General features: G+C 64.7%; 12 protein-coding genes. 6 read left to right on the top strand and 6 right to left on the bottom strand.

Annotation, left to right across the window (positions count from 1 at the left end; all coding sequences use genetic code 11):
- Nucleotides 1-19 precede the first annotated feature (19 nt).
- The 5 genes from BM136_RS11250 to BM136_RS11230 all read left to right on the top strand — a co-directional run bounded on the left by BM136_RS11250 (nt 20) and on the right by BM136_RS11230 (nt 7,869).
- Nucleotides 20-1,699 (top strand): TadG family pilus assembly protein, encoded by a 1,680-nt coding sequence (locus tag BM136_RS11250; protein WP_254775662.1) that lies wholly within the window; start codon nt 20-22, stop codon nt 1,697-1,699.
- 15 nt (nt 1,700-1,714) lie between these two features.
- Nucleotides 1,715-3,121 (top strand): sigma 54-interacting transcriptional regulator, encoded by a 1,407-nt coding sequence (locus tag BM136_RS11245; RefSeq protein ID WP_092971920.1) that lies wholly within the window; start codon nt 1,715-1,717, stop codon nt 3,119-3,121.
- 106 nt (nt 3,122-3,227) lie between these two features.
- Complete coding sequence (locus tag BM136_RS11240) at nt 3,228-4,019, top strand: DUF2968 domain-containing protein (RefSeq protein ID WP_092971919.1); 792 nt, start codon at nt 3,228-3,230, stop codon at nt 4,017-4,019.
- Nucleotides 4,020-4,169: 150 nt separating this feature from the next.
- Nucleotides 4,170-7,409: a bifunctional cytochrome P450/NADPH--P450 reductase gene (locus BM136_RS11235; protein WP_092971918.1), complete on the top strand. Its 3,240-nt coding sequence runs from the start codon at nt 4,170-4,172 to the stop codon at nt 7,407-7,409.
- A 169-nt stretch (nt 7,410-7,578) separates the two neighbouring features.
- Nucleotides 7,579-7,869, top strand: a complete 291-nt coding sequence (locus BM136_RS11230) for a hypothetical protein (protein ID WP_092971917.1) — start codon at nt 7,579-7,581, stop codon at nt 7,867-7,869.
- Between the two features lie 53 nt (nt 7,870-7,922).
- On the opposite strand, the gene BM136_RS11225 is transcribed toward BM136_RS11230, so the two are convergent.
- From BM136_RS11225 to BM136_RS11215, 3 genes are all read right to left on the bottom strand, one after another.
- Nucleotides 7,923-9,077: a Gfo/Idh/MocA family protein gene (locus tag BM136_RS11225; protein ID WP_092971916.1), complete on the bottom strand. Its 1,155-nt coding sequence runs from the start codon at nt 9,075-9,077 to the stop codon at nt 7,923-7,925.
- Between the two features lie 152 nt (nt 9,078-9,229).
- Entirely contained in the window at nt 9,230-9,574 is a 345-nt protein-coding gene (locus BM136_RS11220; protein WP_092971915.1) for an antibiotic biosynthesis monooxygenase family protein, read from the bottom strand.
- A 47-nt stretch (nt 9,575-9,621) separates the two neighbouring features.
- Nucleotides 9,622-10,761 carry a cytochrome P450 gene (locus BM136_RS11215; protein ID WP_092971914.1) on the bottom strand — a complete coding sequence of 380 codons (1,140 nt, stop codon included), beginning with the start codon at nt 10,759-10,761 and terminating at the stop codon, nt 9,622-9,624.
- An 88-nt stretch (nt 10,762-10,849) separates the two neighbouring features.
- Between BM136_RS11215 and BM136_RS11210 the strand changes: the two genes are divergently transcribed.
- The gene (locus tag BM136_RS11210; RefSeq protein WP_092971913.1) at nt 10,850-11,566 is read left to right on the top strand and encodes an ArsR/SmtB family transcription factor; all 717 of its coding nucleotides are present in this window, start codon (nt 10,850-10,852) and stop codon (nt 11,564-11,566) included.
- 16 nt (nt 11,567-11,582) lie between these two features.
- Here BM136_RS11210 and speG read toward each other — a convergent pair whose 3' ends face one another.
- Genes speG through BM136_RS11195 form a run of 3 tightly spaced genes read right to left on the bottom strand, consistent with a single transcriptional unit; the run spans nt 11,583 to nt 15,466 of the window.
- Nucleotides 11,583-12,125 (bottom strand): spermidine N1-acetyltransferase, encoded by a 543-nt coding sequence (gene speG / locus BM136_RS11205; protein WP_092971912.1) that lies wholly within the window; start codon nt 12,123-12,125, stop codon nt 11,583-11,585.
- Nucleotides 12,126-12,180: 55 nt separating this feature from the next.
- Nucleotides 12,181-13,323: a PepSY-associated TM helix domain-containing protein gene (locus tag BM136_RS11200; protein WP_092971911.1), complete on the bottom strand. Its 1,143-nt coding sequence runs from the start codon at nt 13,321-13,323 to the stop codon at nt 12,181-12,183.
- A 22-nt stretch (nt 13,324-13,345) separates the two neighbouring features.
- Nucleotides 13,346-15,466 (bottom strand): TonB-dependent receptor, encoded by a 2,121-nt coding sequence (locus BM136_RS11195; protein ID WP_092971910.1) that lies wholly within the window; start codon nt 15,464-15,466, stop codon nt 13,346-13,348.
- Between the last annotated feature and the right edge of the window lie 202 nt (nt 15,467-15,668).

The raw sequence follows: 15,668 nt of genomic DNA, 5'->3' as shown, positions 1-15,668 counted from the left end.
CCATCTTCGCCAAGCCGTCATGCTCCGTCGCCGCCTGCGCGGCGCGGTAAGCGTGATGACGGCCACCTTTATCGCCACGGTTGGTCTGGCGGTGCTGGTGTCGATCGACATCGGCAACCTGTTCTATCAGCAGCGCGCGCTGCAACGCTCGGCTGATCTGGCAGCCATGGCCGCGGCCCAGCGCCTTGACCTGCCTGCCGCTGCACAACAGGCGGTGGTGCAGAACGGACTGACGGTGGATGGCACCAATGTCACGCTTGCAGTCGTGCCGGGCGTTTGGGATGCCAGCGCGGGCACGGCGCCCACGTATTTCACCGCGCAGGCAGCAGTCGACGGCAACACCAACGCCGCACAGGTGACGATTACCCAAAACGTGCCGTATTTCTTCATGGTGGGCCGGCGGCAACTGACAGCGACGGCGATTGCGAAGAACACGTCCATCGTGGCGTTCTCGCTCGGGTCTGGGCTCGCCTCCGTCGATAACGGACTCCTGAACCAACTGCTCGGATACCTGCTCCACACGAACCTGAACATTGATGCCGTCTCGTATCAGGGGCTGGCCACGACCAACATCCGCCTGGCCGATCTTGCGGTGGCGCTGGGTGCGGGTTCGATGCAGGAACTGCTGTCGCTGTCGCCCAGCCTGGGGACGCTTTTCAATGCTGTGATCTCGGTGGCGTCGCAGTCCGGGCTGGCCGGGGTGTCGGTAGGTGGGGCAGGCGCCAGCAATGCGCTGTCGTTTGGCAACGATCTGAATGTGCCGATCAATATTGGCGATGGTGGAGCCTCTTCGCCCGGCTTGCTGCAGGTGCTGGCGCTGGCCGGTAATGAACAAGCTGCGCTCAATGCCACCGTCAACGTGCTCGATCTTCTGACAACGGCTGCGCAGATTGCAAATAGCCAGTCGGCCGTGAATGTGGCGCCTGTTGCGCTCAACATCCTGGGGCTTGGGACGGTCACGCTATCGCTGAAGATTATTGAACCGCCGGCGATTGCTGTTGGGCCGCCGGGGCAATTCTTGTCGGGCCCGAATGCGGGGCAATGGAGAACGCAAGCGCGGACGGCTCAGGTCCGGTTGGGCTTAGGCATCAATGCCAACGTCTTGGGGCTCGCCGGCATTACATTGCCGATTGGTTTGCAGGTGGCCGGCGCGCAGGGGCACGCGAAATCAACCAATTGCGTCGTTCCTCGTCTGAACTCGACAGCCACCATCTCGGTGCAACCTCAGCCCGTTTCGCTATGCATTGCTATGGGGGCGGATACGGCAGTCAGTGGCGCGTTGAATTGTTCATCTGCCGCGCCAGCGCCGCTTGTCAATCTGCTTGGGATCGGCGCAGTGAGTATCAAGGCCAATGTGTCGCCGGCAGCCAATTCTGGTTGGACTGATGAAACTATTGCCGCTACGCAGATCGGATTGAATCCGCAGACTGATACGAGCGGCAATTCACCACCACGCGTGGCGACACAGGCGGTGTTCGGTTCGGTCCTGAACAGCAACCTCAATCAACTGCAATTGACGGTCCTCGGAATTCCACTGGGGCCGATCGGTGCGGCGATTCTGTCTCCGGTGCTAGCGGTGATTGGCGCGACGCTCGACGCGGTCCTCACCCCTCTACTCGAAGTCCTCGGCATCCAACTCGGCTACGCCGACATCAAACTCCTCTCGCTCGACTGCGACGCCGTCGAGTTGGTTTACTGACATGGAAGCGACGACATGAAAACCGATCGCTGGGCGTACGAAACGCTTGAGATTTTTGTCTGGGAAGGCCGTCACGATATTGCCGATCGTGTGGCGCGGTTCATGGCCCCTTTTGGGGCGGAGGTCATCCGTGCGGGCGGGATCGATTTTCAACCGGCCGAGCCTCGGCTGAAGCCGGCGGTGGCGGTGATCAGCGCGTCGGTGGTGGAAAGCGGTGGCTTTACGGTGCTCGACTGGCAGGCTGCGCAAGGCATGCCGGTGATCTGGGTGGCGGCGGACACGCAGCATGATTCGAGCCGCTTCCCGCCCGAATACACGTACGTGCTGGGTCCGGATTTTGGCGCAACCGAGCTGCGCGCGCAGATCAGCAAGGTCCTGCCGTCGATGTCGTCTGCGCAGGCCCAGGCGCAGGATCAGAGCGACCTCGTAGCCGCATCGCCGGCCATGCACGGGTTGCTGGAGCAGGTCGATACTTTTGCTGATTGCGACAGCAACGTCATGCTTTACGGTGAAACCGGCGCCGGCAAGGAACGTATTGCGCGCCTGCTGCACGACAAGAACAGCGTCTACGGCAAGGGCCCGTTCGTGGCGGTCAACTGCGGCGCGATTCCCGATGGGTTGTTCGAATCGCAATTCTTCGGCCATGCCAAGGGCGCATTCACGGGCGCCATGTACGCGCACCGCGGCTACTTCGAACAGGCCAACGGCGGCACGTTGTTCCTCGATGAGCTGGGCGATCTGCCGCTGTATCAGCAGGTGAAGCTGTTGCGCGTACTGGAAGACAGCGAATGCACGCGGTTGGGCTCGACGGTGCCGGTCAAGCTGGATTTCCGCCTCGTGGCTGCCACCAACAAGAACCTGCGCGAGATGGTCGCCACGGGCAAGTTCCGCGCCGATCTGTATTTCCGCCTGGCTGTGATCGAGCTGCGCATCCCCAGCCTGGAGCAGCGTGGCGCGGATGACAAGATCGCGCTGCTGCTTTCCTTCCTGCGGCATTTGCTGGGCGACAAAACCTTCAATGCCATGCCGCCGGTGCCGGAATGGGTGCGTACCTCGGTCAGTCGCGCCTACTTTGCCGGCAATGTGCGTGAGCTGCGCAACCTGGCAGAGCGCATCGGCATTACGCTGCGCCAGTTCGGCCGCTGGGACGAAGCCCGCATCCTGCCGCTGTTCGCCGGCCTGCAGCGTGACGCCTTCGAGCGCGAGGGCAGCCATGGCGGCTATGGCGAGCGCAGTAGCGGTGGGAATGGGGGCACGGGTGGCGAAGAGGAGCGCCGCCGTATCCTCGCCGCGCTGGACGCCAACAACTGGCGCCGCCAGGACACCGCCGCCACGCTGGGCATCAGCCGCAAGGTGCTGTGGGAAAAGATGCGCAAATACCAGATTGCCGACGGCGAAGCCGAGCTGCGCGAACTGGAGTGACGCCATACAACACCCTACTGCGGGGCGGGCGTCCGGCGCGCCACTCGGGCGGCGGATCGCGTATAGTTTTCGGCTGCAACACCTGCGCAGAATCCACAGGGTCGAGATGAGAACACAACAACAATCAGGGAAAGCGTCGCATCAGGCGTTTCAGAGGGGATTGGCCATCGCGGCCGCAGTCGCAGTCTTGGCCGGTACGGCCGCCTGCACATCTGCCGTGGCGCAGAGCCCAGCCGCACCGCCCACCGCCATTGCACCGATTGCCGCAGCTGCGCCCGTGCCGGCGTTGACCGCCACGGTTGGCCAGCCGGCTGCAGCTGCACCCGTTGCCAGTGCGCCAGCCACGCCCAGCGGCGCGGCCAGCACCGGCAGCCGGGCTTCGACCAGCGCTGTATTCGAGCTGCAACAGCGCATGCAGGCGCACGAACTCTCGGAGTTGCGCACGACGTACAACGGCGCCTATGGCGCCAGCCTGCTGTTTGCCCAGAGCGACCTGACTTACTACGTCACGCTGTTCCAGCAGAAGGACCTCTGGCGTGTCATCAAGACCGCCAACGAAGCCGCTGCCGAACGCCTGTACAACGACTTCGCCAGGCAGACCCGCACGATGGCCGATCTGGAGCTGCAGCGTATCCGCCTGGAAGCCCAGAAAGAGCGCTCCGAGCGCCAGATTGCCGCCCAGCAGGAAAAACTCCGTGGCCTGAAGACCGACTTGGACATCCAGCGTCAGCAGCAGGCCCAGGCGCAGGAACGGCAGAAGACTGCCCGGACCGAAGCCGACGCGCTGGATATCGAACGCCGTGCCGCTCGGGCGCGCGTGGACGAGCTGCAGCGTCAGATCCGCGAACTCGAAGCGCAGGTCAACGCGCCGTTCAATTCTCAGCCGCGCCGGCGCTGATTCAACGCTTCACGTCATCCCCAGATCGGGCGGCCTACGGGTCGCCCGGTTCACTTTTAGGGGTGGGCATTCAAACATGGCGACTTTGTTTGATGCGGAGCGGGGCGGCGCGTACATTGGCGGACAATCCATTTTCGCAGTCGACCGCGCATGCGTTCCGCCTCCGAGTTACCCGCCAATGCATCGCCCGCAGCGGCGGAGCCCATCCCGCAGCCCAAGGGCTTGCCGTGGCTGGGCAACCTGCTTCAACTTCCCAAAGACCGTCTGGCCCAGACGCTCCTGGAAACCAGTCGACACTTTCCCCAAGGCCTTTACCAGCTCGACTTTGCCGGGCGGCGCGTGCCGTTCGTCTATTCCGCCGACCTGGTGGCCGAACTGTGCGACGAAACGCGCTTTCGCAAGCTGATCGGCCCGCCGCTGTCGTTCTTGCGGGCGGGTGCGGGCGACGGCCTCTTCACCGCGCATCAGGACGAGCCCAACTGGGGCAAGGCGCATCGCATTCTGCTGCCGGCTTTCAGCCAGCGTGCGATGAAGGGCTACTTCGACGTGATGCTTGAAGTGGCCAATGCGTTGGTCGACAAATGGGCGCGCCAGGGGCCCGACGCTGATATCCCCGTGGCCGACGACATGACGCGGCTCACGCTCGACACCATCTCGCTGGCGGGCTTCGGATACCGCTTCGATTCGTTCAACACACCGGAGCTGCATCCGTTCCTGGCGGCCATGGTGGGCGTGCTGTCCGAAGCCATGGGCAAGCTCACGCGCCTGCCGCTCAAAGACCGCTTCATGCGCGAGCACCATCGCCGGTTTGCGCACGACGTGGCCGCCATGCATCAACTGGTGGACGAGGTGATCCGCGCGCGCCGTCAGGCAAAAGATGGCGGCGTCGGCGCGAGTGACCTGCTTGGGTTGATGCTCAACGCCCGCGATCCGGTGTCGGACGAGCCACTGGATGACACGAACATCCGCTTCCAGGTCATCACCTTCCTGATCGCCGGGCATGAAACCACGAGCGGCCTGCTGACCTTCGCACTCTACATGCTGCTCCGCCATCCGGCCGTGCTGGCGCAGGCGTATGCCGAGGTTGACCGCGTGCTGCCGGGCGATACCGTGCCGCAGTATGCGCACCTCGCGCAGCTGGATGTGATCGAGCGCGTGCTGAAGGAAACGCTGCGCCTGTGGCCGACCGCCCCGAGCTTTGGCGTGGCGCCCTATGAAGACACGCGCATTGGCGGCCGCTACGCCATCCGCAAGGACCAGCGTGTGGTGACCGTGCTGCTGGCGCTGCATCGTGATCCGGCGGTGTGGGATCGCCCCGAAGTCTTCGATATCGACCGTTTCCTGCCTGAGAACGAAGCCAAGCTTCACCCGCACGCCTACAAGCCCTTCGGCAACGGCGAGCGCGCTTGCATCGGCCGCCAGTTTGCGTTGACCGAAGCCAAGCTGGCGCTCGCGGTGATCCTGCAGCGCTTTGCGTTGTCCGACCCGTACGACTACGGCTTTCACATCAAAGAAACGCTGACGCTCAAACCCGACGGTTTCCGCCTGCGCGCGCGGTTGCGCAATGCGCGGGAGCGGCTGTCGATCGCCATGCCGTCGCGCACGGAGGTGGTCACGCAAAACGACGCCGAAGCCGCACTCGCCGGCGGCGGCGAACCGATGCATGTGCTGTACGGCGGTAGCCTCGGCACCTGCCAGGACATCGCCGAGCAGCTTGCTGCCACCGCATCGCGCGCCGGCTTCGACGCCAAGGTCGCACCGCTGGATACGATTGCCGACGCGCTGCCGCAGCAAGGCGTGCTGATCGTGGTGGCGGCCACGTACAACGGCCGTGCTCCGGACAGCGCCCGCACGCTGGAGGCGCGGCTCGATGCCGCCGATGCCCTTACGCGGCAGGCAACAGGATTGCGCTACGCAGTGCTTGGCTGCGGCAACTCGCAATGGCCCGCGTTCCAGGCGTTTCCAAAGCGGGTGGACGCGATGCTCGCGGCGGCCGGTGCGCAAGCCATCGTGCCGCGCGGCGAGGCTGACGGCAACGCCGGTTTCGATGCCGCCGTCGATGCCTGGACGCGCAGCCTGTGGAGCGCCCTGGGCGCCCGTCAGGCGCAGACCGATGGCCCATCCGTCCACGTCGACTATCTCGCCCCCGATGCCGTGCGCGCCGCCACGCTGCCACCCACCGCCCGCGCGATGACGGTGCTGGCCAACGAAGAGCTCGTCAGCGATGCCAGTGGCCTGTGGGACTTCGCACAGGAAGCACCGCGCGGCCCCACGCGTCATCTCACGGTGCGGTTGCCAGACGACGTGACCTACGCCACCGGAGACCACCTCGCCGTCTATCCGCGCAATGCCGACGACCGAGTCGACGCGGCCATCGCGCGACTCGGGCTGGAGGGCGACGCGCTCGTCACGCTGACCGCGCGCCATGCGCACGTGCGGCACTTGCCGCTTAACCGAGCGGTGTCCGTGCGCCAGCTGCTGCGTGATTTCGTCGAGCTGCAGGACACCGCCACCGTGCGCGACATCACCGCGCTGCATTCGGCCACGCGCTGTCCATTCACGCGTGGCCAACTTGCCGTCTGGCTGGAAGGCGACGATGCAGCTCAACGCTTCGACCAGGACATCCAAACCGCGCACGTGAGCGTGCTTGACCTGCTGATCCGCTTTCCTGCGATTGAACTGACGCTGGAGGCGTTTCTCGCGCGGCTTGGCGCGATGCGGCCGCGCTTCTATTCCATCGCTTCGTCGGCGCGTGTGTCGCCGGGTGTGGCAGCGCTGACCGTGGGCACGGTGTCGGGGCCGGCTTGGTCCGGGGTCGGCACGTATCGCGGAACGGCGTCGAATTACCTGATGACGCTGCATGCGGGCGCTGAGATCGCCGCTGCCGTGCGCACGCCCAACCCACCGTTTGCCCTCGCCGCCGATGCCGGTAAGCCAATGGTGCTGATCGGCGCCGGCACAGGCATCGCGCCGTTCCGAGGTTTCCTGGAAGAGCGCGCCGCGCAGCAGGCGGCAGGCGAGGCGGTGGCAACGTCGCTGCTGTGTTTCGGCTGCCGCCACCCCGAGCACGACTTTTTGTACCGCGACACATTGCGCGCGTGGGAAAACGCAGGTGTCGTGCGCGTTTTCCCGGCGTATTCCTGCGTGGCCGATCATCCGCATCGCTTCGTCCAGCATGCGCTGTGGGATGCGCGCGAAGCCGTGTGGGCGGCGTTGGATGCCGGCGCCACGTTGTACGTGTGTGGCGACGGCCGTGCGATGGCGCCGGCGGTGCGCGACACGCTGATCCGCATGCACCAGGCGCGCTACGGTAGCGACCTTGCGACCGCGTCGGACTGGTTGACGGCGCAGATGCAATCCGGCCGCTACCGCCAGGACGTCTTCAACTGAGGCCGCCGGGAGAGACATCGGTGTTGCGGCACTGCCGCATTGGCGGCCCCGCTTGAGCGGGGGCGCAAGTCCCCCATGTTACGATTTGCCCCTCGGAGCACCGCGCTTTTGGCCCAGCGACGCACTGTCAGACGCGTCCGGCGCAGCGGCTCCATGAGGAGAAAAGAGAATGTGGCGCCGAATCAAAGCGTCCTGGATGGCGATCTTTCTGGTCACCCTGCTGGGTGTCGGGTACTTGTGGATGTACCGTTTTGAGCCGCTGCTCTCTGGCGAGGCCGGCAGCGATGTGTTCGTGTGGGACCGCTGGACCCACCGCGTCTGTGCGCTGACCGACAACGGTGAAGCCACCGAGTGGCGGTGCGATAACGCTATGGAAACCGACGGCTCCAGCAACAACACCAACTCGGACGTCTCGATCCGGAAGCGCATGCGCGACGCCGTCCAGCGCATCAATCTGTAAATCCTGAATCCCACGCCCGCCATTCGTCGCGGGCGTTTTTTTCCCGGTTTTTCTTATCCCTGGCTAGGTTCCGCCGCGTCCACCAGTTCTGGCGACGGCACAGGCGGCAGCTTGCGTACCTGCGCAGTCTCCATGCGGCCCTGGCGCTGGAACGGCCCCAGGTTTTGCGGCTGGCCGGATTCCAGCGCGCGTTCAATGGCGGCCAGTACGCGCACGTCGGCCAGGCCCTCCTCGCCGTTGGGTTCGGGTTCGCGGTTGTTGAGAATGCAATCCGAAAAGTACTGCAGCTCGCCGCCAAACTGGTCGGTTGCGTCGAACGCTTGCTCTTGCGTCTTGCCGTCGATCGTGGCGCGGTATTTCAGCCCCACGCCAAACATGAAGCCGGGCGAGACTTCCAGATCCCCCTTGGTACCGAGGACGCGGTACTGATCGATGCTGGCGCCGCTGTAGCTGACCACGAATTGCGCAACGCGGTGATCGGCAAAGCGAAGCGTCACGCTGACGGTGTCATCGAAGTTGAATGGCAGATCGGGGTCGCGAACCCCGCAGGCTGAAACCTCCACCGGCTCTTCGCCAAACAGATTGCGCACTGCATTGATGGGGTACACGCCCATGTCTGACACGGGCCCCGCCCAGTAACCATGGTTGGCGCGGTGGTTGGACGGTGCCACCGATTGGCTGAACATGGCCGAGAACGCGCGGATGCGCCCGAGCTTGCCTGCGCGCACCAGCTCAATGGCGGCCAGCGTGGCGGGCTCGAAATGCAGCCGGTAGGCAATCATCAATTTCGCATTGCCATTGCGGGCCGCTTCGATCATCGCTTCGCAATCGGCCTCGCTCGTGGCCATGGGTTTTTCAAGCAGGACGTGAATGCCACGCTGCAGGGCGGGCAGGGCGTACTGCCGGTGCATGTCGTTGGGCAGCGCGAGGTAGATCGCGTCGATATCTCCGGAGGTCAGCAACTGGTCGTAGTCGGCGTAACCGTGCACGTGCTCGATGCCATAGCGGTCGGCCAGTGCCGTGGCTTTGACCTCATCGCCGGTGACTAGCGCGGTGACGATGGAGTTGCCGCTCTGTGCCACGCCCGGCAGAAACGCGGCTTGGGAAATCCAACCGGCGCCGACCACGGCATAACGCACAGGACTCTGAACGGTACGTGCAGGAGCGGCTTGCGGCTCACGTTCGGCCTCATGAAAAGCGGTAGACATGACAATTCCTTTGCAATCGTTGCGCACGGGGCATGCCGATGCCGTGGTGCGGCGCGCTCGGCCGTGCGGGTTCTAACTGACTAAGCAAAGGCGGTGCCCGGTGAGCGAAAAAGGCGTCACACCGGGCCCTATCGGGGCGCCACACCGGGCGCTCAGGCGTGCTCGGCGCGGCTGTCGGCGGGGGCTTCGGCGCGCTCGGTCATGCCGTAGTCGCGCACCACATGGGCGATGCGCAGCCGATAGTCGGCAAACGCGTGGTCGCGGCCGGCGTGCTGGGCGCCGCGGTGCTGCTCCATGTTGCGCCAGGCCTTGACGGCCTCTTCATCGCGAAAGAACGACAGCGACAGCATCTTGTCGGGGTTGGTGATGCTCTGGAAGCGCTCCACCGAGATGAAACCATCGACCTGCTCAAGCAGCGGCTTCAGGCGCGCGGCAAGGTTCAGGTAGGTGTCGCGTTGGCCCGGTGCGGGCTCGACTTCGAAGATGACAGCGATCATGGCAAGTCTCCTGGGATGTTTTCGCAGCGGTTTCGTTGTTTGCAATTTCAAGCGTGAAAGCTGGGGATGCGCGCGTTGGGCGAGGGGCGATATGCCACCTCGCCAAGGCTGGCGAGCCACCGGTCGACATCCGGCAGGCTCAGCAGATGCAGCACTGTTTCGCGCGCGATGGTGGTTGCCAATGCGTCGGCGGGGCAGCGGTGCACGCCGCCGCCGAACGTCCACAGGCGCGGCGCTGCACGGTCGATGTCGAAGCGTAGTGGGTCCGGGTTGGTTTTGCCATCCACGTTGGCGGCCGCCAGCAGCACCAGGATCTTGTCGCCCGCGCGCAGCGGGTGGCCGAGCAGCACAACATCGTGCGCGACAAAGCGGCGCGTGTTCTGCACGGGCGCATCGCGGCGCAGGACCTCGCGCACGAAGGGCTCGATGGCATGCGGTTGCGCGCGCAGCCGTGTCGCCAATCCCGAGTACCGCGACAGCGCGACGATGCAGTTGCCGAGCAGCCCGGCACAGGCGTCGTAGGTTTGCGCGAGCAGGGCGGCGAGGTTGGTGATCTCTGCGTCGCCGTCATCACCACCGCTAGCCAGCGGGGAGTCGGTAAAGCGGCGCTGGAGGCGGTCGACGGCGGCATCGGCTTGTGCAACGGCTGCTGCGCTGGCACCTGGGCCGAGCGCGGCCAAGTACGCGGCAATGTCAGCCTGGCAGGCAGGTGCATCGGCGTGATCGCCCAGCAGCGTCTGCGCGATCGTGGCGAGTGGCACGGCGAAGTGGGCATCGGTCTCCAGCGCAGCGTGTAGATGCGTTGCATCGGGCAGCGCAGTGCGAGCATGCCGCTGCGCGCGGCCGGCCAGCGCCGACACGTCCAGCCGGCCCAGCGCGGCCATCACCTTCGCCTTGCGCGCGCTGTGGTCCGGCCCGTCGATCTGACGCACGAGGCGCCCGAAGAATGCGCCCGTGGGCGTCGCGGCCACGGCCCTGGGCACGGGCTCATCGGCCGGGCGTACGCGGCAGGCAGCGCTGCAGAGCACAGCGTCCACGGCTTCCGCACTGGCTGCGACCCACCACCCGAGGGCGGCATCGAAGAAGAACGGGCGGTCGGCCGCAAGTTCGGCGTAATAGGGGGCTGGGTCGGCATGCACGATGGCTTGCAGCGCGTCGGCGGGCGGGGCGATGTCCAGGGCAGTCATCAGCGTGGGGCGCGGGAGTAAGATGGCTCCCATTGTCTGGACTGCCCGCCCGCCTGTCACGCGCCAACAGTTTGGTCTCCATCGAACCATGACCGCATCTTCCTCAGCCACCGAATCGACAACTCAGCCGGACATCGGCCGCGTGGCCGCCACCATTGGTGATCCGACCCGCATCCGCATGCTGCTGCTGTTGATGGAAGGCCGCTCGCTTACCGCCAAGGAGCTCGCTTACGGCGCGGGCGTGGAGCCGGCCACGGCCAGCGCGCACTTGCGCCGGCTTGAGGCCGATGCGCTCATCACTTCGCTGTCCAGCGGGCGCTACAAATACTTCGGGCTGCGCTCGCCGGCGGTGGCAGAGATGATCGAATCGCTGCTGGTGGTCGCGCCTGAAAAGCCGGCCGACCCGCGGCGCTCGACCGTGCCGGAAAACCTGCGTGCGGCGCGCCTGTGTTATGACCACCTGGCTGGTCAGCTTGGCACGGAGGTCTCGGAGAAACTACTGTCGCGCGGCTGGCTGACGCAGCTCGATGACACGCACGGCGCCTATGAGGTTACGCCCGAGGGTGAGCAGGCGCTGGCCGCCATCGGCGTCGATGTGAACACGCTGCGCCACGGCCGGCGCCGCTTCGCTTACGGTTGCATGGATTGGAGCGAGCGCCGCCCGCATCTGGCCGGTGCACTCGGGGCAGCTGTAGCAGAACGCTGTATCGCACTCGGGTGGCTGGCGCGGCAGAAGCATTCGCGCGCACTCAGTGTGACCGAAGCCGGGCAGCGCGAATTGCATGCGTGGCTTCACACGGCGTAGGTACGTGCAGCCCGAGTTAGCTGGCGTTGCGAATCGCTTTTACGTAGTCCCGCTGGAACACGCACATGCGCAAGGCGTTGTGATACGCACCGTTGCTGAAGAACTCCTCGATCAGCTCGCCTTCGCGCTGGAATCCGCATTTTTCGTACACGTGGATCGCGCGTTCGTTCACCACGTCTACAACGAGATACAGCTTGTGCAGATTCAGCACCATGAATGCATAGTCGACGGCCAGTCGCGTTGCGGTTGAAGCATAGCCGTGACCTTGCCAGCTGGGCGCGATGATGATCTGGAATTCGCCGCGGCGGTGGATGTAGTTCAGCTCCATCAACTCGACCAGACCCACGGCTTCGCCGGCATTGTTCTCGCAGATGAAGCGGCGCTCGCGCTGATCGTGCACGTGGCGGTCGTAGAGTTGTGAGAGTTCAGTGAAGGTTTCGTACGGTTCTTCGAACCAGTAACGCATGATCTTCGCGTCGTTGTTCAGCTCGTGCACGAAGCGCAGGTCGTTGCGCTCCAGCGGGCGCAGGGAAAGGTCGCGCGATTTTTCGATCACCATGGTGTTGTCCTTGCTATGTTGAGGCGCCCGACATCGCGTCGACATCCCTACAGTGTCAGCAAGGACGTGTCGCTGCGGATGCGTGTTTGCGCTGCGGTTGCGCGCGTCGGCGCCGATCCAGATAAAGCCACCACCCCGTTGCCGCAAACACCGGCAGCATCAACGCTCCGATCAACACTAGCACGACGCCGATCGGGCCGAAATAGCGTCCATTGTGAAGCGGCAACATGCCTGCCAGCAGGCGTTGCATTGGCGGCTTTGCTGCGAAGGATTCGTTGCGCAGGACGGCTCCGGTACTAGCGTCCAGCGTCAATCGGTTGAAGGCGCGGTCGTGCGGTGCATCGACCGGGAGCCAGTTGATATCGACATGGCCCCTGCGGGCATCGTCGATACGGAGGGTGGCTGTTCCATAGTTCGACGCGTTGGCGAGGAAAGCGTTCCACGTGCGCTCAATTGCTGCATCTTCGAGCGGTTTTCGAGAACCTTCCATCGGTTTTGCCTTGGAGACAACCGGCATGCCGGCCAGGCGCTGCAGGCCATCGCGGTACCAGTCATACGCCCAATACAGGCCGCTGAAGGCGGCCAGCACATACAGCGGCAGCACCAGCGTTCCGATGACGGTATGTACATCCCACCAGCGGATGCGGCCTGCGCGGCTCCAGCGGATGACGAGCCAGCTTCGCCAATTCGTTACGCGGCGCGGCCAACGCAGATACAAGCCGGAAAGGGCCATGACGACGAGCCCAATCGTGCTCGCTCCTACGATCAGCTTGCCGATCTCATCGGCAAGCAAGGTCCGGTGCAGCAGCTTGACGGTGGCGAAGAAGCGCTGCCCGTGCGCTTCGGGCAATAACGTGCCGGTTGCGGCATCGATGTAGCGCAGTTCCCCGCGGCTGCTGCCACCGCGTTTTCCGGGCGGCCACGCATACCAGACGCGCCAGGGCTCGGTGGGGTCGGATGCCGCAGTGATGAAGGTGACGGGGCGCTCGGGCATGGCGGCGCGCGCCTGGGCAGCCACCTGCGGCAGCGTTGGCGCAGGGCCACTGCGCGCGGGTAGGCTGAGCACGCCGGGATTGAGCGCCCGCAGCAGTTCGTCCTCGTACGCCATCAGCGCGCCGGTGGCGCCCACGACGGCCAGCACCACGCTGGCTGACAACCCGATCAGCCAGTGCAGGCGGAAGATCACTCGTCGCAGCATCGCAGGTTCGCCTGTTCGCCGCTTACATCTTGTAGCGCACGCCCAGCAACGCCATGCGCGGGGCACCCGGCATGTTGTAGTTCTCGGCGCCGCCGTGCGCCGACACGTAGTACGCGCGGTTAAACAGGTTTTGCAGATTCAGCGTGACGTCAACGTGCTTGCTGCGATAACCGGCGCCCAGGTCGACGGTCATGTAGCCGGGCAGCGTTGTCAGGTTGTACTGCGATGCGTAACGCGCAGCTTCCGCACGCACGCCGCCGGCAATGTAGAAGCCGTTCGGCAGATCGTGCTTCAACCATACCGAGCCGCTGTGCCGCGGCGTGAGGGACGGCTGGTTGCCGTTGACCGCCACACTGCCACTGCGGTCGTTCGGGTTCTCCAGACGGCCGTTAAGGTAGGCATAGCTCGCCATCAGCGACCAGGTTTTCACAATCTCGCCGGTGAACGATAGCTCCAGGCCGCGCGTGCGCTGCGTGCCGATGGGCACACCCAGCAGCGTGACGGGGTCCGCCGCCGTCAGGTTCGTCTGCTTCATGTCGAACAGCGCCGCCGTGACGCTTGCACCGGCCGAGAGGTCGTACTTGGCGCCGATCTCGTAGTTCGTTGTCGACTGCGGGGCCAGCGCGCCGCTGTTGGGGAAGAACGTGAAGCTGTCTGCCAGCGGCTGGAACGAGCGGCTGTACGACGCGTACAGCGAAAGCGGCTCGATCGGGTGATACACAACGCCGAGGCGCGGGCTGACCGGCTTGTCGGTGCGCGACAGATCCACATTGCGCGGGGTCAGGTCGTCACGGCTTTGCTTGAGGATTTCATAGCGCAGCCCGGCAAGCACCGTCCATTGCGGTGAGAACTTGATCAAGTCCTGTACGTACGCCGCATACGTCTCGTTGTGCGAGAGGCCGTAGTTGGTGGGCACCGCGTTGCCGGGTACGGTCGGCAACACCTGCAGCGTCGGGTTGAAGAGGTTGTAGGTCGTGGTGCCGGGCGCGCCGGCCACGCGGTCGCTCTTGTCCTGATAGCCCAGCTCGATGCCGTACAGCAGCGTGTGCTGGATGCCCCAGGTCTCGGCCTTCTGCGTCAGCTCGTTCTGCCACAGGGTGCCGCGGTCGCTGCGGTTGCGTTGGTTGACAGCGAGCGTGACGGTCGGGATCGGCCCATCGGTAACGCGGCTGACGGTCGTGTAGTTGTTTCGGCCGAGCGAGTATTCGTAGTTGCGCACCACGCTGTGGAACGACCATTTATCGTTGAAGCGGTGGTCCAGCGTACCGGTCACGCTCTTGACGGTGGATTCGACATTACCGGCAGCGGCGTCGGCGGAGCCATAGCGCGTCTCGATGGGAACGTTCACGGGACGGCCGCGGTACGACGGCACCCCCTGGTCTGCGATGCGCTTGTCGTGCAGGTAATCGAACTGCACCGTCAGCTTGGTATCGGGCGCCAGGTTGAACAGGAACGACGGCGAGATCGCCTGGCGGCGCAGGAAATAGTCGTTGCGGAACCCGCCCGAATCCTCAACCGCGCCGGTAATGCGCGCGCGGATGGCGTCGTCGTTGATGGACGTGTTCAGGTCGAACTCGGCGCGCTTCTGGCGCTCGGTACCTACCACGACGCCCACTTCGGCCAGCGGCGTGGCCAGCGGTTTCTTGGTCACGCGATTGATGATGCCGCCGGACGAACCGCGCCCGTACAGCACGGCCGCCGGACCCTTCAGCACTTCAATGCGGTCGATGTTGGAGAGATCGCGGAAGTAAAGCGAGTCGTCCCGCAGGCCGTCGACGTACTGGTCATTGATCGACGAGAAACCGCGAATGGTCACCTGATCGCGCTGCGCATCGCCCAGCGAGGCCGACACGCCCGGCACGTTGCGCAGGGTGTCGTTGATCGACAGCGCGCCCTGGTCCTGGATCACCGCACGCGGCACGACGTTCACCGACTGCGGAATCTCGCGCAGCGGCACGGGAATCTTCGTGGCGGTGTTGGCGATGGGCGTGTCGTAGCTCGTGCTGCTGCGCGTACCCTTGACCGTGGAAGTCGGCAACGTGCCAGCGTCGGCTGCGGCAACGGTGTCGTCGGCAGTTGCCACCTGGGCAAACGGCAGCGTTCCAAGGACGGCCAGAGACAGGCACAAACGTTTCGGCGGCATTGCAGTTCCCGTAAAGTGAAAAGTAGGGCGCGACTCCCTCCCCCGAGGTTGGCGCCTTCAGAATGTGAAGGCGCAGATAATAATGAGAACAATTCCTATTTACAAGAGAGTTAAGGCGTGTTTTTGACGATGGGCAACGTTTGCTGGCCCCGCGCGAGGCAATTTTTCATGTATCACCCGTAAGGTTTTGGGCACCAAGTTG

Origin of the sequence: Ralstonia sp. NFACC01, from assembly GCF_900115545.1 — a bacterium.
Taxonomy (GTDB): Bacteria; Pseudomonadota; Gammaproteobacteria; order Burkholderiales; family Burkholderiaceae; genus Ralstonia; species Ralstonia mojiangensis.
Note: the sequence above shows the minus strand (reverse complement) of the source record. Positions and strands in the feature narration are given on the sequence as shown.